Source organism: Micromonospora sp. NPDC048887 (genome assembly GCF_040649715.1).
Classification (GTDB): domain Bacteria; phylum Actinomycetota; class Actinomycetes; order Mycobacteriales; family Micromonosporaceae; genus Micromonospora.
This window is the reverse complement of sequence record NZ_JBEZGA010000011.1, coordinates 196,629-215,644: the sequence shown is the minus strand read 5'-3', so window position 1 is coordinate 215,644 and position 19,016 is coordinate 196,629. Positions and strand designations below refer to the sequence as shown.

At 72.8% G+C, this 19,016-nt stretch carries 20 protein-coding genes; 11 read left to right on the top strand and 9 right to left on the bottom strand.

The window, feature by feature from the left end; all coding sequences use genetic code 11:
* The first annotated feature begins 8 nt into the window (after positions 1 to 8).
* Complete coding sequence (locus tag AB0C17_RS19060; RefSeq protein ID WP_357387567.1) at positions 9 to 632, top strand: HAD hydrolase-like protein; 624 nt, start codon at positions 9 to 11, stop codon at positions 630 to 632.
* Positions 633 to 660: 28 nt separating this feature from the next.
* Entirely contained in the window at positions 661 to 1,047 is a 387-nt protein-coding gene (locus AB0C17_RS19055) for a cold shock domain-containing protein (RefSeq protein ID WP_030503574.1), read from the top strand.
* Here the strand turns inward: AB0C17_RS19055 and AB0C17_RS19050 are convergent.
* Both AB0C17_RS19050 and AB0C17_RS19045 read right to left on the bottom strand, forming a co-directional pair.
* Positions 1,008 to 1,838 carry a 1,4-dihydroxy-6-naphthoate synthase gene (locus AB0C17_RS19050; protein ID WP_357479620.1) on the bottom strand — a complete coding sequence of 277 codons (831 nt, stop codon included), beginning with the start codon at positions 1,836 to 1,838 and terminating at the stop codon, positions 1,008 to 1,010. The genes AB0C17_RS19055 and AB0C17_RS19050 overlap by 40 nt on opposite strands.
* Positions 1,839 to 1,872: 34 nt before the next feature.
* Entirely contained in the window at positions 1,873 to 2,583 is a 711-nt protein-coding gene (locus AB0C17_RS19045; RefSeq protein ID WP_357387571.1) for a TetR/AcrR family transcriptional regulator C-terminal domain-containing protein, read from the bottom strand.
* Positions 2,584 to 2,700: 117 nt separating this feature from the next.
* Here AB0C17_RS19045 and AB0C17_RS19040 point away from each other — a divergent pair, with 117 nt between their 5' ends.
* Entirely contained in the window at positions 2,701 to 3,684 is a 984-nt protein-coding gene (locus AB0C17_RS19040; RefSeq protein WP_357479617.1) for an NAD(P)-dependent alcohol dehydrogenase, read from the top strand.
* 56 nt (positions 3,685 to 3,740) lie between these two features.
* Here AB0C17_RS19040 and AB0C17_RS19035 read toward each other — a convergent pair whose 3' ends face one another.
* Positions 3,741 to 4,454, bottom strand: coding sequence for a futalosine hydrolase (locus AB0C17_RS19035; RefSeq protein WP_357387575.1), 714 nt, complete (start codon positions 4,452 to 4,454; stop codon positions 3,741 to 3,743).
* Positions 4,451 to 6,067 carry an MFS transporter gene (locus AB0C17_RS19030; RefSeq protein WP_357387577.1) on the bottom strand — a complete coding sequence of 539 codons (1,617 nt, stop codon included), beginning with the start codon at positions 6,065 to 6,067 and terminating at the stop codon, positions 4,451 to 4,453. The genes AB0C17_RS19035 and AB0C17_RS19030 overlap by 4 nt, the downstream gene beginning before the upstream one ends.
* A gap of 87 nt (positions 6,068 to 6,154) precedes the next feature.
* On the opposite strand from AB0C17_RS19030, the gene AB0C17_RS19025 reads away from it, so the two are divergent.
* Positions 6,155 to 6,994 carry a DUF3027 domain-containing protein gene (locus tag AB0C17_RS19025; protein ID WP_357387579.1) on the top strand — a complete coding sequence of 280 codons (840 nt, stop codon included), beginning with the start codon at positions 6,155 to 6,157 and terminating at the stop codon, positions 6,992 to 6,994.
* A 4-nt stretch (positions 6,995 to 6,998) separates the two neighbouring features.
* Here AB0C17_RS19025 and AB0C17_RS19020 read toward each other — a convergent pair whose 3' ends face one another.
* Complete coding sequence (locus AB0C17_RS19020; RefSeq protein WP_357387581.1) at positions 6,999 to 7,262, bottom strand: DUF2530 domain-containing protein; 264 nt, start codon at positions 7,260 to 7,262, stop codon at positions 6,999 to 7,001.
* 94 nt (positions 7,263 to 7,356) lie between these two features.
* Here AB0C17_RS19020 and AB0C17_RS19015 point away from each other — a divergent pair, with 94 nt between their 5' ends.
* The 5 genes from AB0C17_RS19015 to thpR all read left to right on the top strand — a co-directional run bounded on the left by AB0C17_RS19015 (position 7,357) and on the right by thpR (position 11,867).
* Positions 7,357 to 8,838: an NCS2 family permease gene (locus tag AB0C17_RS19015; protein WP_357387583.1), complete on the top strand. Its 1,482-nt coding sequence runs from the start codon at positions 7,357 to 7,359 to the stop codon at positions 8,836 to 8,838.
* A 62-nt stretch (positions 8,839 to 8,900) separates the two neighbouring features.
* Complete coding sequence (locus AB0C17_RS19010; RefSeq protein ID WP_357387585.1) at positions 8,901 to 9,350, top strand: MarR family transcriptional regulator; 450 nt, start codon at positions 8,901 to 8,903, stop codon at positions 9,348 to 9,350.
* A gap of 68 nt (positions 9,351 to 9,418) precedes the next feature.
* Positions 9,419 to 10,705 carry an MFS transporter gene (locus AB0C17_RS19005; RefSeq protein ID WP_357387587.1) on the top strand — a complete coding sequence of 429 codons (1,287 nt, stop codon included), beginning with the start codon at positions 9,419 to 9,421 and terminating at the stop codon, positions 10,703 to 10,705.
* Between the two features lie 75 nt (positions 10,706 to 10,780).
* Complete coding sequence (locus AB0C17_RS19000) at positions 10,781 to 11,290, top strand: hypothetical protein (RefSeq protein WP_357387589.1); 510 nt, start codon at positions 10,781 to 10,783, stop codon at positions 11,288 to 11,290.
* Between the two features lie 4 nt (positions 11,291 to 11,294).
* Positions 11,295 to 11,867 carry an RNA 2',3'-cyclic phosphodiesterase gene (gene thpR / locus AB0C17_RS18995; RefSeq protein WP_357479614.1) on the top strand — a complete coding sequence of 191 codons (573 nt, stop codon included), beginning with the start codon at positions 11,295 to 11,297 and terminating at the stop codon, positions 11,865 to 11,867.
* A 105-nt stretch (positions 11,868 to 11,972) separates the two neighbouring features.
* Here the strand turns inward: thpR and AB0C17_RS18990 are convergent, their stop codons facing one another.
* The 4 genes from AB0C17_RS18990 to AB0C17_RS18975 form a co-directional block, all read right to left on the bottom strand.
* Positions 11,973 to 12,959 carry an aldo/keto reductase gene (locus AB0C17_RS18990; protein ID WP_357469840.1) on the bottom strand — a complete coding sequence of 329 codons (987 nt, stop codon included), beginning with the start codon at positions 12,957 to 12,959 and terminating at the stop codon, positions 11,973 to 11,975.
* 63 nt (positions 12,960 to 13,022) lie between these two features.
* On the bottom strand, positions 13,023 to 14,111 hold the full coding sequence (gene sepH, locus AB0C17_RS18985) for a septation protein SepH (RefSeq protein ID WP_357387595.1): 1,089 nt from the start codon (positions 14,109 to 14,111) through the stop codon (positions 13,023 to 13,025).
* Between the two features lie 191 nt (positions 14,112 to 14,302).
* A complete protein-coding gene (serC, locus tag AB0C17_RS18980; protein WP_357469846.1) occupies positions 14,303 to 15,430 on the bottom strand; it encodes a phosphoserine transaminase in 1,128 nt (375 codons plus the stop codon).
* Positions 15,431 to 15,712: 282 nt separating this feature from the next.
* Complete coding sequence (locus tag AB0C17_RS18975) at positions 15,713 to 16,819, bottom strand: citrate synthase 2 (RefSeq protein ID WP_013283721.1); 1,107 nt, start codon at positions 16,817 to 16,819, stop codon at positions 15,713 to 15,715.
* 273 nt (positions 16,820 to 17,092) lie between these two features.
* Between AB0C17_RS18975 and pdxH the strand changes: the two genes are divergently transcribed.
* Positions 17,093 to 17,722: a pyridoxamine 5'-phosphate oxidase gene (gene pdxH, locus AB0C17_RS18970; RefSeq protein ID WP_357470028.1), complete on the top strand. Its 630-nt coding sequence runs from the start codon at positions 17,093 to 17,095 to the stop codon at positions 17,720 to 17,722.
* Complete coding sequence (locus tag AB0C17_RS18965; protein ID WP_357387599.1) at positions 17,719 to 19,011, top strand: MFS transporter; 1,293 nt, start codon at positions 17,719 to 17,721, stop codon at positions 19,009 to 19,011. The genes pdxH and AB0C17_RS18965 overlap by 4 nt, the downstream gene beginning before the upstream one ends.
* Positions 19,012 to 19,016 lie beyond the last annotated feature (5 nt).

The window sequence follows — 19,016 nt, the reverse complement described above, 5'->3', positions numbered from 1 at the left end:
TTCTCGGCATGCCTCCGCTGATGGTCGGCTTCGACCTCGACATGACACTGGTCGACTCCCGCCCCGGGATCGCCGCCGCGTTCCGGGCGCTGACCGCGCGCACGGGCGTGCATGTGGACGGGGAACTGGCCGTCTCCCGGTTGGGCCCGCCGCTGCGTACCGAGCTGGCGCACTGGTTCCCGCCGGAGCGCGTCGAGGAGGCGGTGACGCACTACCGGGAGCTGTATCCGGCGTACGCGATCACTCCGACCGTGCCGATGCCGGGTGCCGAGGCCGCGCTGCGCGCGGTGCACGAGCGCGGCGGCCGGACGATGGTGGTGACCGCGAAGATCGGCCGGCTGGCGAAGCTGCACCTGGACCATCTCGGCCTGCCGGTGGACGAGCTGGCCGGGGACGTGTTCGCGGAGCAGAAGGCGGTCGCGTTGCGCGAGCACGGCGCCACGCTCTACGTGGGCGACCACGTGGCCGACATGGCCGCCGCGCGGGCCGCGGGAATCCCGGGCGTGGCAGTGGCGACCGGCCCCTGCTCGGCCGACGAGCTGGCCGAGGCCGGGGCGTACCTGGTGCTTGATGATCTCGTCGAATTCCCGAGGGCGCTGGACCGGATCATCGGGCTAGCCTTGGAGGGGTAGACGGTTCGAGTGGAGCGGGGTTCAACAGGTGCCGACGGGTCGAGTGAAGTGGTACGACGCCGCCAAGGGGTACGGGTTCGTCACCAGTGACGAGGGTGGCGACGTGTTCCTGCCGAAGGGCGCGCTACCGGCGGGTGTCGCCGACCTGAAGGGTGGCCAGCGGGTCGATTTCAGCGTGGTCGACAGCCGGCGGGGCGCCCAGGCGATGGGGGTCAAGCTGCTGGAGGCGCCGCCGTCCGTGGCGGAGCTGCGCCGCCGGCCGGCCGAGGAACTCCACGGCCTGGTGGAAGACATGATCAAGGTGCTGGAGGCGAAGGTCCAGCCGGACCTGCGCCGGGGTCGCTTCCCGGACCGGAAGACCTCCCAGAAGATCGCTCAGCTGGTCCACGCGGTGGCGCGCGAGCTGGAGGTCTGAGGGACGAGCCCGGCGTCGGCGGCCCGGCCCAGCAGCGCCTCCACGGCGGCGAAGCCGGCCTCACCCAGGTCGGCGGTGAACTCGTTGACGTAGAGGCCGATGTGCCGGTCCACCACGTCGGGCTCCATCTCCTGGGCGTGCGCGAGGACGTACTCCCGGCTGGCCTCCGGGTCGGCCCACGCCTGGCGTACCGACTCGCGGATCCAGGCGGTGGCCTCGACCGGGTCGACGGCGCCCCGCCGGGCCAGGATCGCGCCGAGCGGGATCGGCAGCCCGGTGTCGCCCTCCCACCACTCGCCCAGGTCGACGAGCGCGGTCAGCCCGTGCCGCGGGTAGGTGAAGCGCGCCTCGTGGATGACCAGGCCGGCGTCGTACCGGCCGGCGGCCACACCCGGCATGATCTCGTGGAACGGCACCACCTCGATGCGCGCCGGTGCCTGGTCGGCCGCCCAGAGCCGGAACAGCAGGTACGCAGTGGTCCGCTCGCCGGGCACCGCCACCGTCGCGCCGGACAGGTCGGTCCGGTCGCCACGGGTCAGCACCAGCGGGCCGCAGCCCCGCCCGAGCGCGCCGCCGCAGGGCAGCAGGTGGTAGTCCTCCAGCAGCCAGGGCAGTGCCGCGTAGCTGACCTTCACCAGGTCGAACGCCCCCCGCTCGGCGGCGGTGTTCGTGACGTCCACGTCCGCGTAGGTCACCTCGACCGGCGGGGCGCCCGGCACCCGGCCGTGCACCAGGGCGTCGAAGACGAACGTGTCGTTGGGGCAGGGGGAGATCGCCAGGGAGAGCGCCACGTCCCCACCGTAACCCCGGTGGCCGGGCGGCCCGTCACCCCGTCCGGTGTGACGTCCAGCCGGTCCGGTGCAGCCGCTCGATGCCGTCGAGCAGCAGGTCCAGGGCGAACTCGAACTCGAACTGGTCGTCGCAGCCCGGCCCGACCACCGAGTCGTCGTCGTGGGACGCGGCGGTGGCGATGGCGGCGAGGTGCGGGAACCGGGCGGCCACCTCCGGCGGCAGGTCCGCCGGTGTGCCGGCGCTGGTCGCGCCGGATCGCCCGGCCTGCCGGGAGGTGTCGAACAGTTCCTGGCTGAAGCCCAGGACCCGGCTGCCCAGCGCGTGCATGACGTGGTGGGCCAGGTCGGTGGAGAAACCGCCGGCCCGCAGCGCGCCGACTGTCGAGTCGAGGTAGGCCAGGACGGCCGGGGTGGGCGTGGTCCGGGACTCGATCGCCAGCGACGCCCAGGGGTGGCGGAGCAGCATCTGCCGCGCCGACAGGATGCGCCGGCGGATCGCCTGCTTCCAGTCGCCGGGCGCCGGCGGGTCGATCTCCGCGACGACGATGTCGATCATGCCGTCGAGCAGTTCGTCCTTGTTGGCGACGTGCTTGTAGAGGGCCATCGGCACGACGCCGAGGTCCTGCGCGAGGTTGCGCATGCTCAGCGACTCGATGCCGGTCCGGTCGGCGAGCACGACGGCGGTACGCAGGACGCGATCCCTGGTCAGGGGTGCCCTTCGCGCCGTCTCCGCCTGCTCCGCCATGTCGTCCCCAGTCCTTCCGAAGGCCGTTGACACAGTAACCGCCTTGACTGGTGTACGGCGTACACCTAGCCTTGTGCCATCATGGTGTACGCCGTACACCTGGGAGGGAGTGGCGACATGAAGGCGATCGTCCAGGACCGGTACGGCCCACCGGAGACACTCGTGCTCGCCGACGTCGAGACGCCCGCGCCCGGCCCCGGCGACGTCCTCGTCCGGGTCGAGGCAGCCGCGCTGAACGCGTACGACTGGCACGTCATGCGCGGCGACCCCCGGCTGTCGCGGCTGGCGCTCGGCCTCGCGCGGCCCCGGGCCCGCATCCGGGGCCGCGACTTCGCCGGCCGGGTCGAGGCGGTCGGCGCCCAGGTGCGGCAGGTACGCCCCGGCGACGCCGTCTTCGGCGACCTCGGCGAGGCCGACGGCGCGTTCGCCGAGTACGTGTGCGTGCCCGAGCACCTGGTCGCGCCGCGGCCGGCGAACCTGACCCCGGCGCAGGCGGCGGCACTGCCGCTGGCAGGCGTCACCGCGCTCCAGGGCCTGCGCGACGCCGGGCGGGTCCGGCCCGGCCACCGCGTCCTGATCAACGGTGCCTCCGGCGGCGTCGGCACGCTCGCCGTGCAGTTGGCGAAGGCGCTCGGCGCGACGGTGACCGGCGTGTGCCGCACCCGCAACGTCGCGCTGGTCCGCTCCCTGGGCGCCGACCACGTGGTCGACTACACCCACGACGACTTCACCCGCGACGGGCGCCGCCACGACGTGGTGTTCGACCTGGTCGGCAACCGCTCCCTGACCGCGTTGCGGCGGGCGCTCACGCCGGGCGGGACGCTCGTGCTCTCCGGTGGTGGCGTCTACCGGGGCGGCAGCCTTCTCGGCCCGATCGGGCTGCTGGCGCGGGGACGGCTGGTCGCGCCGGTCATCAGCCAGCGCGTCGTCGTCCTCGCCACCTCACCCGGCCGGGCGCACCTCGACGTGCTGCGCGAGCACGCCGAGGCCGGCCGGCTCACCCCTGCGGTCGACCGGACGTATTCGCTGCCCGAGGTGCCCGAGGCAGTCCGCTACCTCGAAACCGAGCACGCACGAGCCAAGGTCGTCATCACGATCTGAGCCCGCCGTCCCCAGCCCGACGACTTCTCCACAGGGTTATCCACAGGTGGACGGGATCAGTGGAGGGCGGCCGCCGCGGCGGTGAGCGCGGCGAACGCCTCCCGCATCCGCCACGCGCTCCGGTCGCGCGGGCCGATCGGGTTGGAGACGGTCCGCAGCTCGGCGAAGGGCACGGCGGCCTGGGCGGCGGCGACCGCCACGCCGTACCCCTCCATGGCCTCGGCCACCGCGTCCGGGTGCCGTTCGGCGAGCACCGCCGTGCTGGCGGCGGTGCCGGTCACCGTGCTGACGGTGAGCACCGTGCCGACGGTCGCCCCCGGCAGCGCGGCGCGCAGACGGGCCAGCAGGCCCGGGTCGGCGGCGACGATCCGGCCGCCGCCCAGCAACTCGGGGGGCATGCCCAGGTCCTCGACCGGGATGAAACCGGCGGGCGACTCGGCGCCGAGGTCGGCGGCGACGCTGCGGTCGGCGAGCACCGTGCCGCCCACCGCGACCCGGCCGACGAACCCTCCGGCGATGCCGGCGCTGACCACCGCCCGGTACGGTCGCCCGGCCGCCTCGGCCAGCGCCAGCAGCCGTGCCGTGGCGGCCCCGGCGACGGCTGGGCCGACCCCGACGGGCAGCACCGTCACGTCCGGCGGCATCGTCCCGTCCGGCGATGCAGTCCTGTCCGGCGGCATCGTCATGTCCGGCGCTGCCGGTGCGGTGAGGCCGGCACGGATCGCCTCGGCCTCTGCCGGCACGGCAGTGACCACGAGCAGACCGCTCACGCCACCGGCCCCCGGGGATCACGCCGCTCGGTGTCCTCGACGCCGCCCGGACCGCCCACCGAGGAGGACGGCCGGTAGATGTGGAAGCCGGGCGGTGCCAGCCCCTCGTCGTCCGGCGGCGGGCCGGAGCGCTGGGGCGCCGGTGAGGTGGGCGCCGGGTCGTCGAGCGAGGTGGTGGCCGTCTTCTCGTCGCGGGTCGCCTGTTCCGCGGCCAGCTCCTCGTCGCCGAGCGGCCGGCCGGCCAGGTGCTCACCGCGCAGCTTGCCGGCGACGAGCACGCCGCGTACGGCCACCAGCGCGGCCACCGCGGCGGCCACCGTCACGCCGATCAGGCCGGTGAACGGCACCAGCCCGAGCCCGCCGCCGGCCACGAACGCCAGCATCAGCGCGGTCTCCGAGTGCGCGAACGAGCTGGCGCGCAGCCGCTCCGGGATGCGTTCCTGGATCGAGGCGTCCACCGCGAGCTTGGCGATCCCGCTCATCATGGCGGCCACCAGGCAGAGCAGCGCCACCATCGGCAGCGAGAACTTCAGCGCGGCGAGCACCGCCACACCGGCCACCACTATCGTGCCGCTCGACTGGAGCGCTGTCGGCCGGTGGATGCGCAGCCGGGTGCCGAGCGCGGTGGCGAGGAACGTGCCTACCGCCAGCGCGCCGCCGACCAGGCCCAGCGCGCCCTGGGCGCCGAGGTCGCGGCCGAAGAAGTCGGTGGTCAGGTCACCGGCCTTGATCGCGAAGGCCAGGAACAGCAGCAGGAAGCCGTAGAGCCCGCGCAGCGCCGCCGCGCCGATCAGCGTGGCGATCACCAGCCGTCCGCTGGGGCGGCCCCGGCCCAGCGGGCGCTCGCCGTCGCGGCGGCGCAGCGCGCGCAGCGGGTGCGGCATCCGCTCGGGCGGCTCGGAGTCGGCCTTCGGCGGCAGCCGGAGCGAGATCACCATGCCGATCAGGAAGATCACCGAGGCGACCCGCAGCGGCCACTGCGGCCCGAACCAGAACGCGGCCAGCCCGATCGGCGCGACGAGCGCGCCGGCCACCGTGCCGTAGACGCTCGCGCGCGCCCCTACCTGGGACAGCCCCAGCCCTTCGGGGAGCAGCCGGGGGACCGCCGCCGAGCGGGCCACACCGTATGCCCGGGAGAGCGCGAGCACGCCGAACGCCGCCGGGTAGAGCCCGAAACCGCCGATGTAGTCGGAGATCAGCCACGCCAGGAACGCCCGGCCGAGCATGGTGGTGGCGAGCGCGTACCGCCGGCCGTGGCGGAAGTGGTCGAGCAGCGGGCCGACCACCGGGGCGAGCATGGCGAACGGGACCATGGTCACCAGCAGGTAGAGGGCCACCTTGTTGCGCGCCTCGCCCAGCGGCACGTCGAAGAAGATCGTCCCGGCCAGGCCGATCGCGATGAGCGTGTCACCGGCGCAGGAGAGCGCGTGCAGGTCGAACAGGCGGACCATGCCCACCTCGTTGCCCGCGCTGCGGGCCCGGGCGGTGCCGGCCCGCCGGGTCATCCAGCGCCCACCGTGCAGCGAGCCCCGCAGCAGCAGCCGGGTGGCGCGGATGCCGGTGCCGACGGTCCGCCCGAGAAAGGAGCGGCCGGAGCGGGAGGACAGCGCCATGCGTCCCATCCTCGCCCATCCGCTCCACGTGCGCCGCATCACCCGGAGAGAATGACTCCGGGGAGTGCCTGTCGCCCGTGGACGGGCATGGGGAACAATGGTCCGGTGACCAGGCCCGCCTCCGCCCGCGCTCCCCGGCTCGACCAGGTCTGCGCCGCCGCCGTCGAGGTGGCCCGCGACGCGATCACCGAGGTGGAGCCCACCGACATCGGCGACCATCTCCAGGCGGTCGCCGAGGGCGATCGGGTCGTCACCCACTACTTCGAGTGCCGGATGGCCGGTTACCGCGGCTGGCGCTGGGCCGTCACGGTGACCCGGGTGCCGCGCAGCCGGCACGTCACCGTCTGCGAGACGGTGCTGCTACCGGGCCCGGACGCGCTGCTCGCCCCGGGCTGGCTGCCGTGGCAGGAGCGGCTCAAGCCGGGCGACCTGGGCCCGGGTGACCTGCTGCCCACCCCGGCCGACGACGAGCGGCTCGCCCCCGGCTACCTGCTCTCCGACGATCCGGCAGTGGAGGAGACCGCCTGGGAGCTGGGCCTGGGCCGGCCCCGGGTGCTGTCCCGGGAGGGCCGTGCCGAGGCCGCCCAGCGCTGGTACGACGGTGACCACGGCCCGGACGCCGCGATCTCGGTCGCCGCGCCGGCCGCCGCCCGCTGCGGCACCTGCGGCTTCTACCTGCCGCTGGCCGGTTCGCTGCGCCTGGCCTTCGGCGCCTGCGGCAACTTCTACGCCCCGGACGACGGCCGGGTGGTGAGCGCCGACCACGGGTGCGGCGCGCACTCCGAGACGCTTGTGGAAACGCCGGAGACGCCAGTCGACGAACTGCCCACCGTCTACGACGACAGCGCGGTCGAGTCGATGACTGTCAGCCGGGCCCCGGGCTCGGTGGAGGCGGCCGAGCCGGCGGAGCCGTACGGCCACCCCTGATCGGTCAGTGCTGCCGCCGCCCGGCGGCAGCGCGTCGGCGGCGCCGGTTGGCGTCGTGCCGCATCATCACCGCCAGGCCGGGAAAGCCCCACAGGAAACCGGCGAGGCAGGTCCAGAGCCAGTTCTGACGCCCGGATTCGGTGAGCCAGTCCCGGAAGAAGATCAGTAGCACCAGGCCGGCCACCGCCCAGGCGATCAGCCCGGCGACGGCGAACGGCACCATCGGCGGGTCGAGCGGCTCCGGCCGCGGCTGTTGCTCCTGTGACACTGGCCCAGCGTACGTGATCGTTCTTCCCTGCCAGGCGGGTGATCTGGGACGATGCGCGCGACAAAATCCAGTCGATGACCTAGATGAGGACCCGATGTCCATTGCTCCGCCGCCGGATCACGGCACGCCGCCCGATCCCGCGCACCCACGAAACGCCTTCGACCGCTTCTTCCTGATCTCGGCTCGCGGGTCGACGCTGAGCCGTGAGATCCGAGGCGGCCTCGCCACGTTCTTCACGATGGCGTACATCGTGGTGTTGAACCCGCTGATCCTGGGCAGCGGGAAGGACGGTGACGGGCGTTCGCTCGCCATTCCGGCGCTCGCCGCGGCGACCGCCCTGGTCGCCGGCCTGATGACGATCCTGATGGGCGTGGTGGCCCGGTTCCCGATCGCGCTCGCCGCCGGCCTGGGCGTGAACGCGCTCGTGGCGTACGAGATCGCGCCGCAGATGACCTGGGCGGACGCGATGGGCCTGGTGGTCATCGAGGGTGTGCTGATCGGCATCCTGGTGCTCACCGGGCTGCGTACCGCGGTGTTCCGCTCGGTGCCGACGCAGCTCAAGACCGCGATCGGTGTCGGCATCGGTCTGTTCCTGACCATCATCGGCCTGGTCGACGCCGGTTTCGTCAGGCGGGTGCCGGACGCGGCGAACTCGACGGTGCCGGTCGGGCTGGGCATCAACGGCAAGATCGTCAGCTGGCCGATGCTCGTCTTCGTGGTCGGCCTGCTGATCACCCTGGTGCTCGTGGTGCGCCGGGTCCGGGGCGCGATCCTGATCGGCATCCTGGCCTCCACCGTGCTGGCCATCGTGGTCGAGGCGGTCGCCAAGGTCGGCCCGTCCTTCGTCGACGGCAAGCCGAACCCGAAGGGCTGGTCGCTGAACGTTCCCGAGCTGCCGAAGCAGATCGTGGACGTGCCCGACCTGTCGTTGCTGGGTCAGTTCAACGTGCTGAACTCGTGGAGCCGGGTCGGCTGGCTGGTGCCGCTGATGTTCATCTTCACCCTGCTGATCACGGACTTCTTCGACACCATGGGCACGATGGTCGCGATCGGTCAGGAAGGGGACATGCTCGACGAGACGGGCACCCCGCCGAAGGCCAAGGAGATCCTGCTCGTCGACTCGATCGCCGCCGCCGCTGGTGGCGCGGCCTCGGTGTCCAGCAACACCTCGTACATCGAGAGCGCCGCAGGCGTCGCGGAGGGCGCCCGGACCGGCGTGGCCAACCTGGTCACCGGCGTGTTGTTCCTGCTCGCCATGTTCCTGGCGCCGCTGTCGCTGATCGTGCCGTTCGAGGCCGCGTCGACGGCGCTGGTGGTGGTCGGCTTCCTGATGATGACGGCGGTCCGCACGATCGACTGGACCGACTACGAGATCGCCATCCCGGCGTTCCTCACCATCGCGCTGATGCCGTTCACCTACTCGATCTCGAACGGCATCGGGGCCGGCGTGATCAGCTTCGTGCTGCTGAAGGTGGCGAAGGGCAAGGCCCGCGAGGTCCACCCCCTGCTGTACGGGGTCGCCGTGCTGTTCGTCGTGTACTTCCTGCGCGGGCCCGTCGAGTCCGTGTTGCTCTGACGCTGGTGAGCCTGGTCATAACGCATGTCGTTAGCCAGGCTCATTAGTTAAGCTAACTAGTTGTGACGGAGCGGACGGTGACGGCGAAACGCGTGCCACCGGCGCAACTGGCCCCTCAGTTGCGAGATGCGATCACCCGGCTCAACCGGCGGGTCCGACAAGCCCGGCCGGTCGGCGACCTCACGGTCACCCAGCTGTCGGCGCTCACCAGCCTCAAGCTGGCGGGCGCCCTCACGCCACGGGAACTGGCCGATGTCGAACGGGTGCAGCCACCCACGATGACGAAGATCGTCGCGAAGTTGGAGGAACGCGGCCTCGTGCAGCGGACTCCCCATCCGACCGACGGACGGCAGGTCATACTGGCGGCTACCGAAGGGGGAAGGGCCGTGCTCGACCAGTTCGAGCGGGCCCGGAACGAATGGCTGGCCAACCGGCTGGCCGCACTGACCGAGGACGAACGCGACACGCTACGGCGTGCCGCGGAGATCCTCCAGGGCATCGCTCGCGCCTGACACCGCCGCCCGCGGTTCGCTTCGTCACTCGTGGATGAAACGTACCGACGCGAGGAGGCGCACCTAGAGTGCAGGCCAAGCTGAGCACGATGTTCCAGTCCCTACGAGTCCGTAACTACCGACTCTTCGCCACCGGACAGCTGGTCAAACTGATCGGCGTCTGGATGATGTTCATCGCCCAGGACTGGCTCGTCCTCGAGCTCAGCGACAACTCCGCGACCGCCCTCGGCGTGGTCACCGCGTTGCAGTTCACCCCCGTACTGCTGCTCACGCTGCTGTCCGGCCGGCTCGCCGACCGCTACGACAAGCGGATGCTGCTCTTCGTCGCCAACGCGTTCTGGACCGTGCTGGCGCTCGCCATGAGCGCCCTGGTCCTCACCGGCCTGGTGCAGCTCTGGCACGTCTTCACGTTCGCCGCCCTGCTCGGCGTCGCCAACGCGGTCGAGACGCCGGTGCGCCAGGCGTTCGTCTCCGAGCTGGTCGGCATGTCGCTGCTGCCGAACGCGCTCTCGCTCAACGCGGCGGTGTTCAACTCCGCCCGGATCGTCGGCCCGGCCGTCGCCGGCCTCGCCATCGCCGCCGTCGACGTCGGCCCGGTCTTCCTGGTCACCGCGCTCAGCTCGATCGCCCCGCTGGTGAACGTGGTCCGGATGCGTACCGAGGAGCTGTACCGCAAGGACCTGCCGCCGACCGGCGAGCGGGACCAGGCCCGGGTGGTCGACGGCCTCCGGTACGTGGCGCGGCGGCCGGACATCCTGCTGCCGATGGTCCTCATGTCGGTGATCGGGATGAGCCTGTTCAACTTCCAGCTCACCCTCGCCGCGCTCGCGAAGACCGTGTTCAACACCGGCGCCGCCTCGTTCGGCCTGTTCAGCACCGCGCTCGCGGTCGGAGCGCTGGTCGGCGCGCTGGCCGGCACCGGCCGGCGTAGCCGCCCCTCGGTCTGGCTGGTGCTCGGCGCCGCGATCGGCTGCGCCGCCTTCGGCACGCTGGTCGGGCTCGCCCCGGCGTACTGGCTGGTGGTGACGCTGCTCCTGCCCGCCGGGTTCTTCATGGTCTACTTCGCCCAGGCGGCAAACCAGCGGGTGCAGCTCGGTGTCGACGCGTCCTTCCGGGGACGGGTGATGGCGCTGTGGGTGCTGGTGTTCCTGGGCACCAACCCGGTGGGCGCCCCGGTGATCGGCTGGGTGGCCGAGACGTACGGTGCGGGCGCGAGCATCTGGGCCGGCGGCCTGATCTCGCTGACCGCCGCGCTGCTGGCGCTCGCCTGGCAACTGCGCCGCTCCGGTGCCCGGCTTCGGCTGCGGATGCTGCCGATGCCCCGCTTCTACGTGGTGTCACCCGGCGCCAAGTAGCCCCGATAGCCGGTCGTACCGGCCCGATTACCCAAACGGGTGGCGGGCCGGTGCGGCAGGGCTTAGCTTCGATGTGTGGAAGTGGGGCAGGGACTGCTGCTGGCTCTGGCGATCCTCGCCGTCTGCTGCCTGCCCGCCCTGCTCGCGCTGCTGTTCTGCGCAGACGAGATCATCGATCGGGTCGCCTGCGGTTGGGCCGAGTGGCGGGAGCAGCGTCGGGAACGCCGTACCATCGCGCGGCTCGACCGGGCCATCGAGGCCGAGGCGCTGACCCGCGACATCGACCTCACCGAGTTCGACAAGGGCGGCCGCCGTCCGCTGGAACAGCTCGCCACCGACCTGCGCCGCCTCGGCGGCCACCGGCTCGCCGCCGCCGACCGCAGTGTGGTGTGGCACGGCGCGGTCATCGAGGCGTACGACGAACGGCTGCGCGCCGCCTGCCACGCGCTCGGCATCGCCGAGCATCTCGGCGAACTGGACGGCGTCGACCGGGAGATCGAGCGGGTACGCGTCGAAGGGCTGCTGCACGCCGCCGGGCTGACCCTGCCGGCCGCCCGCGCCGCGCACCACCAGCGACACCGCTGAGCGGGTGCGTCTCTTCGCGGCGATCTACCCGCCTGCCGTTGCGGTCGCGGATCTGACCGCCCGGATCAAGGGCCTGCGGGTGGCGACCGCCCGCCACGCCCGCCTGGCCGACCCGGCGAACCTGCACCTCACGCTCGCGTTCCTCGGCGAGGTGCCGGACGACCGGCTGACCGACGTGCAGAGCGCCCTCAGGATGGCCGCACGGACGCTGCGGGAGTCCCGCGCCGGGCCGCCCCGGCTGAGCCTCGGCGGCGGGGGCAGTTTCGGCCAGGGCGGATCCACTGTGCTCTGGGTCGACGTGCGGGGCGAGGCGGATGCGCTGGACACACTGGCCCGGCTGATCCAGCAGGGACTGCGCCGGGCCGGCCTGCCCTGCGACGACAAGCCGTTCCGGGCGCACCTGACCATCGCTCGCCCGGGCGATCGGCTGCCCGAGGCCGACATTCGCGCCGACCGAGACACCCTGAACGGGTACGCCGGTCCGCAGTGGCCGGCCGCCGAGCTGGTGCTGGTCCGCAGCCATCTCGGTCAGCGTGTCCGATACGACCGCCTGGCGGCCTGGCCGCTCGCCGCCTAGCCGTCGGCCGGCTGGGCATCCCGGTCGGGCTTTGCACCCGGCCGGCCGGGCGTTAAGAAGGGGCCCCTCCTCTACCGGAGGCGTTAAGAAGGGGCCCTTCCTTACCTACCAGGCCCAGGCTTCGGGGCCGGGGCCGCCGTTGCCGACGGGCGGGAACAGTTCGTCGAGGCGGGTCAGGGTGGGCTCGTCCAGGTGGACGTCGAGGGCGCCGAGGTTGCGGTCGAGCTGGTCCATGGTGCGCGGGCCGACGATCGGGGCGGTCACGCCCGGCCGGGAGAGCAGCCAGGCCAGCGCCACATCCGCCGGGTCGTGGCCGAGGTCGGCACAGAGCTTCTCGTACGCCTCGATGGTGTTGCGGTGCTCGGCCAGCGCGTCGGCCGAGCGGCCGGTGGTGCCGCGCGCCGCGCTGCCCTCGGCCATCTTGCGGATGATGCCGGAGAGCAGCCCGCCGTGCAGCGGCGACCAGGGGATGATGCCCAGGCCGTAGTGCTGCGCGGCCGGTACGACCTCCAGTTCGACGTACCGGGTCAGCAGGTTGTAGATGCACTGCTCGGAGACGAGACCGAGGAAGTTGCGCTTACCGGCCGCGGCCTGCGCCTGGGCGATGTGCCAGCCGGCGAAGTTGGACGAGCCGACGTAGATGACCTTGCCCTGGGCGACGAGCGTCTCCATCGCCTGCCAGATCTCCTCCCACGGCGTGGTCCGCGAGATGTGGTGCATCTGGTAGAGGTCGATCGTGTCGGTCTGGAGCCGGCGCAGCGAGTCCTCGCAGGCCCGGATGATGTGCCGGGCGCTCAGGCCCTGCTCGTTGGGCCACTCGCCCATCTTGCCGTAGACCTTGGTGGCGAGGACGACCTTGTCGCGGCGCCCGCCGCCCTGCGCGAACCAGCGGCCGACGATCTGCTCGGTGACGCCCTCACCGAGCTTCCAGCCGTAGACGTTGGCGGTGTCGAAGAAGTTGATCCCGTGTTCGAGCGCCCGGTCCATGATGGCGAAGCTGTCCGGCTCGTCGGTCTGCGGACCGAAGTTCATCGTGCCGAGGCAGAGTCGGCTCACGGACAGACCGGTGCGTCCCAGGTTCGTGTACTCCATGACTCCACCCTGGCACGCCGGCACTTAGAGTGCCCTCTCAACGGGCCAGGGTGGAGCGGTGGATCAGGAGGATTCGCGGGCCGCCGGGCCGGTGCCGAACAGCACGTCGTCCCAGCTCGGCAGCCGCTTGCGCGGCTTGCCGCCGGCCTCGGTGGACTCGGCGGCCGCACCGCCGGTCGCCGCCGCGGGGCCGGTGCGCCGAGGACGCAGCACAGCCAGCGAGGGTACGGCAGGGATCTCCTTCGGCGCGTCCGAGTCGTCGTCGAAGGCCGAACCCTGCCCACCACCGAGCAGCGCCGCGGCACCACCGGCGACGGCCCGCTGACGGGGCGCCTCCGGCCCGGCCAGCGCGGCCGGGGAGCGGGTGTCGAGACCACGCCCGGACGTGCCGCCGAGCGGGCGGTCCAGCGAGGCGAGCAGCGCGTCCCGGCCGGCGCGGATCGGGTCACGCCCCGGACGGGCGTGCTCGGAGGCGGCCGGCAGGCCGTGCCCACCCCGGCTCGGCTCGCCGCGCGACGGACCGGGCAGCGCGTGACCGCCCCGCTCCGGCGCGGGCTCCTGGCCGAGGATCGGCGTGGGCCGCTCGGCGCAGAGGTACTGCGCCATGTCGTCGTGCGGGGCGACGTGCTGCCGGGTCTTGTCCAGATCCCACACCGCCTGGGCGGTGGCCTTGCCGGACGGCCAGGTCGCGATGATCCGCCAGGTGCCGTCGTCGCGGCGGTAGGCGTCCCACGAGATCTTCTCGGTGTCGATGCCGTGCTGGGCCAGCCGGCCGTTGACGACCTCGGCCAGCGGGGTCGGCTTCTCCGCGCCCTTGAGCCGGGTGCGCCGGGCGTGCTGGGCGAGCATGGCCCGTTCCTGGAGCACCGGGCCGGCGTAGCGCAGGACCCGGTCGACGGGCACGCCGGCGATGCGGGCGACGTCCTCCGCGGACTCGCCGGAACGGATCCGGGCCTGGATGTCCCGTGGGGACAGCGACGGGGTCAGGTCGGTGGCGCTCGGCACCACCACGAGCGGCGGGGCGCCCGGCTCGGCGTGCAGCGCCGACGCGATCCGCTCGTCGATGGGCAGCGCCAGCAGGCGCCCCACCTCGTCGGCGAGCACCAGGGCCTGGCCGTCCTCGGAGAGGGCGACGAAGCGTACTGGGCGCATGGGCTTGCCTCCGTCCCGCTTCGCTGGCCGTCACGCCACGGGAGCCGGCCACCCGGGCGTCTCGCACCACCGTACGCTCATCTACCCGACGATGGGGACTGCGACACCCCGGCATGTCGTGACTGAGCTGCGGTAATGATCACGGTGGGTGGTCGCCGGAGCCCCGACGACCACGCACCGTGACGGCGTGATCAGAGTCGCTCGACCACGTAGTCGATGGACGCGGTGAGCGCCTCGACGTCGGCCGGCTCGACGGCCGGGAACAGCGCCACCCGTAGCTGGTTGCGGCCGAGCTTGCGGTACGGCTCGGTGTCGACGATGCCGTTGGCGCGCAGCGCCTTGGCGATCGCCGTCGCGTCCACCCCGTCGGCGAAGTCCACGGTGGCGACCACGTTGGACCGCAGCGCCGGGTCCGACACGAACGGCGTGGCGAACGACGAGCGCTCGGCCCAGCCGTACACGATGCCGGCGCTCTCGGCGGTGCGCTTGGCCGCCCAGGCCAGCCCGCCCTGGGAGTTCATCCAGTCGGTCTGCTCCGCGGCCAGGAAGATGGTCGCCAGCGCCGGGGTGTTGTACGTCTGCTCCAGCCGCGAGTTGTCGATCGCGGTGACCAGGTCGAGGAAGGCCGGGATGTAGCGGCCCGACTGCTTGACCTCGGTGGCCCGGGCCAGCGCGGCCGGCGACATCAGGGCCAGCCAGAGGCCGCCGTCGGAGCCGAAGCACTTCTGCGGCGCGAAGTAGTAGACGTCGGTCTGGGCGACGTCCACGTCCAGCCCGCCCGCGCCGGAGGTGGCGTCGACGAGCAGCAGCGAGCCCTCGTCGGCGCCCGCCACCCGGCTGATCGGCACCGCGACGCCGGTGGAGGTCTCGTTGTGCGGGGTGGCGTAGACGTCCACGCCGGCCTCGGCCACGAGCGTGGGGGCGCTGCCCGCGTCGGACTTGCGGACGGTCGGCTCACCGAGGAACGGCGCGTCGGCGACCGACTTGGCGAACTTGGCGCCGAACTCGCCGAAGCTGGCGAACTGGGCCCGGTCACGGATCAGGCCGAACGTGGCGACCTCCCAGAACGCGGTGGTGCCGCCGTTGCCGAGCACCACCTCGTACCCCTCGGGCAGGGAGAAGAACTCGGCCAGGCCGCGGCGCAGCCGGGCCACCTGGTCGCGGACCGTCTTCTGCCGGTGCGACGTGCCCAGGTAGCTGGTGGCGACGTCGGCGAGGGCGGAGACCGCGGCCGGACGGACCTTGGACGGGCCGCAGCCGAAACGTCCGTCGGCGGGCCTGATCTCGTCGGGAATCCGGATGGTCGGTACGTCAGCCACGGTTGTCTTGATCCTTCCGCGTGGGCGGGACGAGCCCTTGGTGCGGGCGCGGACCGATGGCCGGGCGTGCGCCGGGCGCACGAGGCGGCCGGGGTCCGAACCCGGCCGGCAGCGCTGCCGGCCTTCATCCTCCCACCCGGGCGGCCCGGACCGGCGGCTGGTCCCACGGTCGGTGCTGAGTCGTGCGCCACAGCGGCGCAGCGCCTCGTGTGCACGGAGGCGGGCGTTAAGAAGGGGCCCCGCCTCTACCGGAGGCGTTAAGCGGGGCCCCTTCCTTACACGTCAGACGCCGTGCGGGATGGCGTCCCAGCCCTCGACCTGCTGCGGCTTGCGCGGGCCGTGGCCGACGTACGTGGCCGACGGCCGGACCAGCCGCTGGAGCTTCTTCTGCTCCAGGATGTGCGCCGACCAGCCGCCCATCCGGGCGCAGGTGAACATCGAGGTGAACATGTGCGCCGGCACCTCGGCGAAGTCCAGCACCACTGCCGACCAGAACTCGACGTTCGTGGCGAGGACGCGGTCCGGGCGGCGGGCCTGGAGCTCGGCCAGCGCGGCCTTCTCCAGCGCCTCGGCGACCTCGAAGCGGGGCGCGCCCAGCTCCTTGGCGGTACGCCGCAGCACGCGGGCGCGGGGGTCCTCGGCCCGGTAGACCCGGTGGCCGAAGCCCATCAGCCGCTCGCCCCGGTCCAGCACGCCCTTGACGTACCCGTCGGCGTCGCCGCTGCGCTCGACCGCCTCCAGCATGCTGAGCACCCGGGACGGTGCGCCGCCGTGCAGCGGGCCGGAGAGCGCGCCGATGCCGGAGGAGATGCAGGCCGCGGCGTCCGCACCGGTGGAGGCGACGATCCGGGCGGTGAAGGTGGAGGCGTTCAGGCCGTGCTCGGCGGCCGAGATGAAGTACGCGTCGACGGCCTTGACGTGCCGCGGGTCGGGCTCACCGCGCCAGCGCTTCATGAACCGCTCGACGATGGTCTCCGCCTTGTCGATCTCCTTCTGCGGCACGGCCGGCAGGCCCAGGCCGCGCGCCGACTGGGCGACGAAGGACAGCGCGGTGACCGACACCCGGGCCAGGTCCTCGCGGGCCTGCTCGTCGGAGATGTCGAGAAGCTGGTTGAGCCCCCAGTACGGGGCCAGCATGGCGACCGCGGACTGCACGTCGACGCGGATGTCACCGGAGTGCACCGGCACCGGGAACGGCTCGGCCGGCGGCAGGCCCGGGCCGAACCGGCCGTCCACCAGCAGCGCCCAGACGTTGCCGAACGAGACCTGGCCGATCAGGTCCTCGATATCCACGCCCCGGTAGCGCAGTGATCCCCCCGCGCGGTCGGGTTCGGCGATCTCGGTCTCGAAGGCTACGACGCCCTCCAGGCCCGGTTTGAAATCGGACATGTCGTCTCCTGGCTTCGGCTCGGCGCGCCCGGGCGGGCTGATCGAGCCCCGCAGCTCAGGCGACCCTTCAGGGGTGTGGTTCGGAACATCTTGCCCGGTGGGTAACAGACTGCGCGACCCACAGCCACTGTGCGCCACGCGACATCCCCGCCGCTGGCCGTCGGTGAGAGTAGGAGAAGACTGGGTACCGGGGCCTGGCCAGCGTCGGGGGACGCCGGCACGCCCGGGAGAGGGACAACCACAGTGACAGGCGACACACCCGCCCCGGCCGGCATGCGTAACGAGTACGCCGCCGACCTGGGCCTGACCGAGACGGACCTGGCGCCGGACTGGCACACCCAGTTCGCCCGCTGGTTCGCCGACGCGGTGGCCCATCCGCTGCCCGAGCCGAACGCGATGGTGCTCGGCACGGCCGACGACCGGGGGCGGCCCAGCGGCCGCACCGTGCTGCTCAAGGGGTACGACCCGGACGGCTTCGTCTTCTACACCAATCACGGCTCGCGCAAGGGCACCGAGGTGACCGCGAATCCGTGGGCCAGCCTGGTGTTCCCGTGGTTTCCGATGCAGCGGCAGGTGACTGTGACCGGCCGGGTCGAGCGGGTGGACCGCGCCGAGACCGAGGCGTACTTCGCCAGCCGGCCGCGCGGCTCGCAGCTCGGGGCGTGGGCCAGCACCCAGTCGACTGTGGTGCCGGACCGGGTCGCGCTGGACTCGGCGTACCGGGCGGCGGCCGAGCGGTTCGCCGACGTGGAGCCGATCCCCGCGCCGCCGTACTGGGGCGGGTTCCGGGTGCGTCCGGAGACTGTCGAGTTCTGGCAGGGCCGGGCCAGCCGGCTGCACGACCGGCTGCGCTTCCGGCGTACCGAGGGCGGGTTCTTCGTGGTCGAGCGGCTCGCGCCGTGACCGATGTCACAAAGGCCGGGCGGCGGGAACCGCGCCGCTGGGCGATCGACCTGCGCCCGCTGCGCGTGCCCGCGTACCGGCGGGTGTGGACCGGCAACGCGGTCGCCATGTTCGGTTTCCAGTTCACCGCCGTGGCGGTGCCGGTGGAGATGTTCGACCTGACCGGCGGCTCGCTCTGGGTCGGTCTGCTGGGCATCGCCGGGTTCGTGCCGCTGCTGGTGTTCGGGCTGTGGGGCGGCGCGATCGCCGACGCCCGGGACCGCCGCCGGGTGCTGCTCGTCGGCGGCTGCGTGCTCTGGGCCTCGACGTTGGGGCTGCTGGTGCAGTCGCTGGCCGGGGTGCGCAGCCCGCTGCTGCTCCTGCTGCTGGTGGGCCTCCAGTCGACGGCATTCGCGATCACCTCGCCGGCCCGCAGCGCGATCCTGCCCCGGCTCGTGCCCGCCGAGCTGGTCCCGGCGGCCACCACGCTGAACTTCACCACGTTCACCGCCGCCGCCGTCTTCGGCCCGCTCGCCGCGGGCCTGATCTTCGCCGGGTGGCAGGTCGAGACGGCCCTGCCCATCGCGTACGCGGCGGACGCGCTGCTGTACACCGCGGCGCTCTGGGCCACGCTGCGGCTGCCGGCGATGCCGCCCGCGCCGGACCCGGGCGGCGGCGTCCGCAAGGCCGGATTCGCCAGCATCGTCGACGGCTTCCGCTACCTGGCCACCACGCGGGTGCTGCTGCTCTCCTTCGCCATCGACCTGATCGCGATGATCCTGGCCATGCCGCGGGCGCTCTTCCCGGAACTGGCGCAGGAACGCTTCGGCGGCGCGTCGGCGGTGGGTTGGCTCTACAGCTCCATCGCCATCGGCGCGATGCTCGGCGGCCTGACCTCGGGGTGGATCGGCCGGGTACGCCGGCAGGGGCTGGCGCTCACCGTGGCGGTGGTCGCCTGGGGCGTGGCGATCGCGCTCGCCGGCCTGGCCGGGCACCTGTGGCTCGCCGTGGTGCTGCTCGGCGTCGCCGGCGCCGCCGACCTGGTCAGCGCCACGCTGCGCCAGTCGATGCTGCTGGTCTACGCGCCGGACCGGATGCGGGGCCGCCTCCAGGGCGTGAACACGGTGGTGGTGGCCGGTGGCCCGCGCCTGGGCGACCTGCGCGCCGGTGCGACGGCCGCCGCCTTCGGCACCGGTTTCGCCATGGTCGGAGGCGGTATCGCCGCCGCCGTCCTGGCGGTGTTGCTGGTGGCGGCGTTCCCGGCGTTGCTGCGCTATCGCTCGGTCACCCCCGCCGAGGACCGGCGCTGACGGTA

Coding starts and splice junctions, on each gene's coding strand:
- AB0C17_RS19060 (WP_357387567.1), top strand. CDS start 9: ATGCCTCCGCTGATGGTCGGCTTCGACCTCGACATGACACTGGTCGAC.
- AB0C17_RS19045 (WP_357387571.1), bottom strand. CDS start 2,583: ATGGCGGAGCAGGCGGAGACGGCGCGAAGGGCACCCCTGACCAGGGAT.
- AB0C17_RS19040 (WP_357479617.1), top strand. CDS start 2,701: ATGAAGGCGATCGTCCAGGACCGGTACGGCCCACCGGAGACACTCGTG.
- AB0C17_RS19030 (WP_357387577.1), bottom strand. CDS start 6,067: ATGGCGCTGTCCTCCCGCTCCGGCCGCTCCTTTCTCGGGCGGACCGTC.
- AB0C17_RS19025 (WP_357387579.1), top strand. CDS start 6,155: ATGGGGAACAATGGTCCGGTGACCAGGCCCGCCTCCGCCCGCGCTCCC.
- AB0C17_RS19015 (WP_357387583.1), top strand. CDS start 7,357: ATGTCCATTGCTCCGCCGCCGGATCACGGCACGCCGCCCGATCCCGCG.
- AB0C17_RS18990 (WP_357469840.1), bottom strand. CDS start 12,959: ATGGAGTACACGAACCTGGGACGCACCGGTCTGTCCGTGAGCCGACTC.
- sepH (WP_357387595.1), bottom strand. CDS start 14,111: ATGCGCCCAGTACGCTTCGTCGCCCTCTCCGAGGACGGCCAGGCCCTG.
- AB0C17_RS18975 (WP_013283721.1), bottom strand. CDS start 16,819: ATGTCCGATTTCAAACCGGGCCTGGAGGGCGTCGTAGCCTTCGAGACC.
- pdxH (WP_357470028.1), top strand. CDS start 17,093: ATGCGTAACGAGTACGCCGCCGACCTGGGCCTGACCGAGACGGACCTG.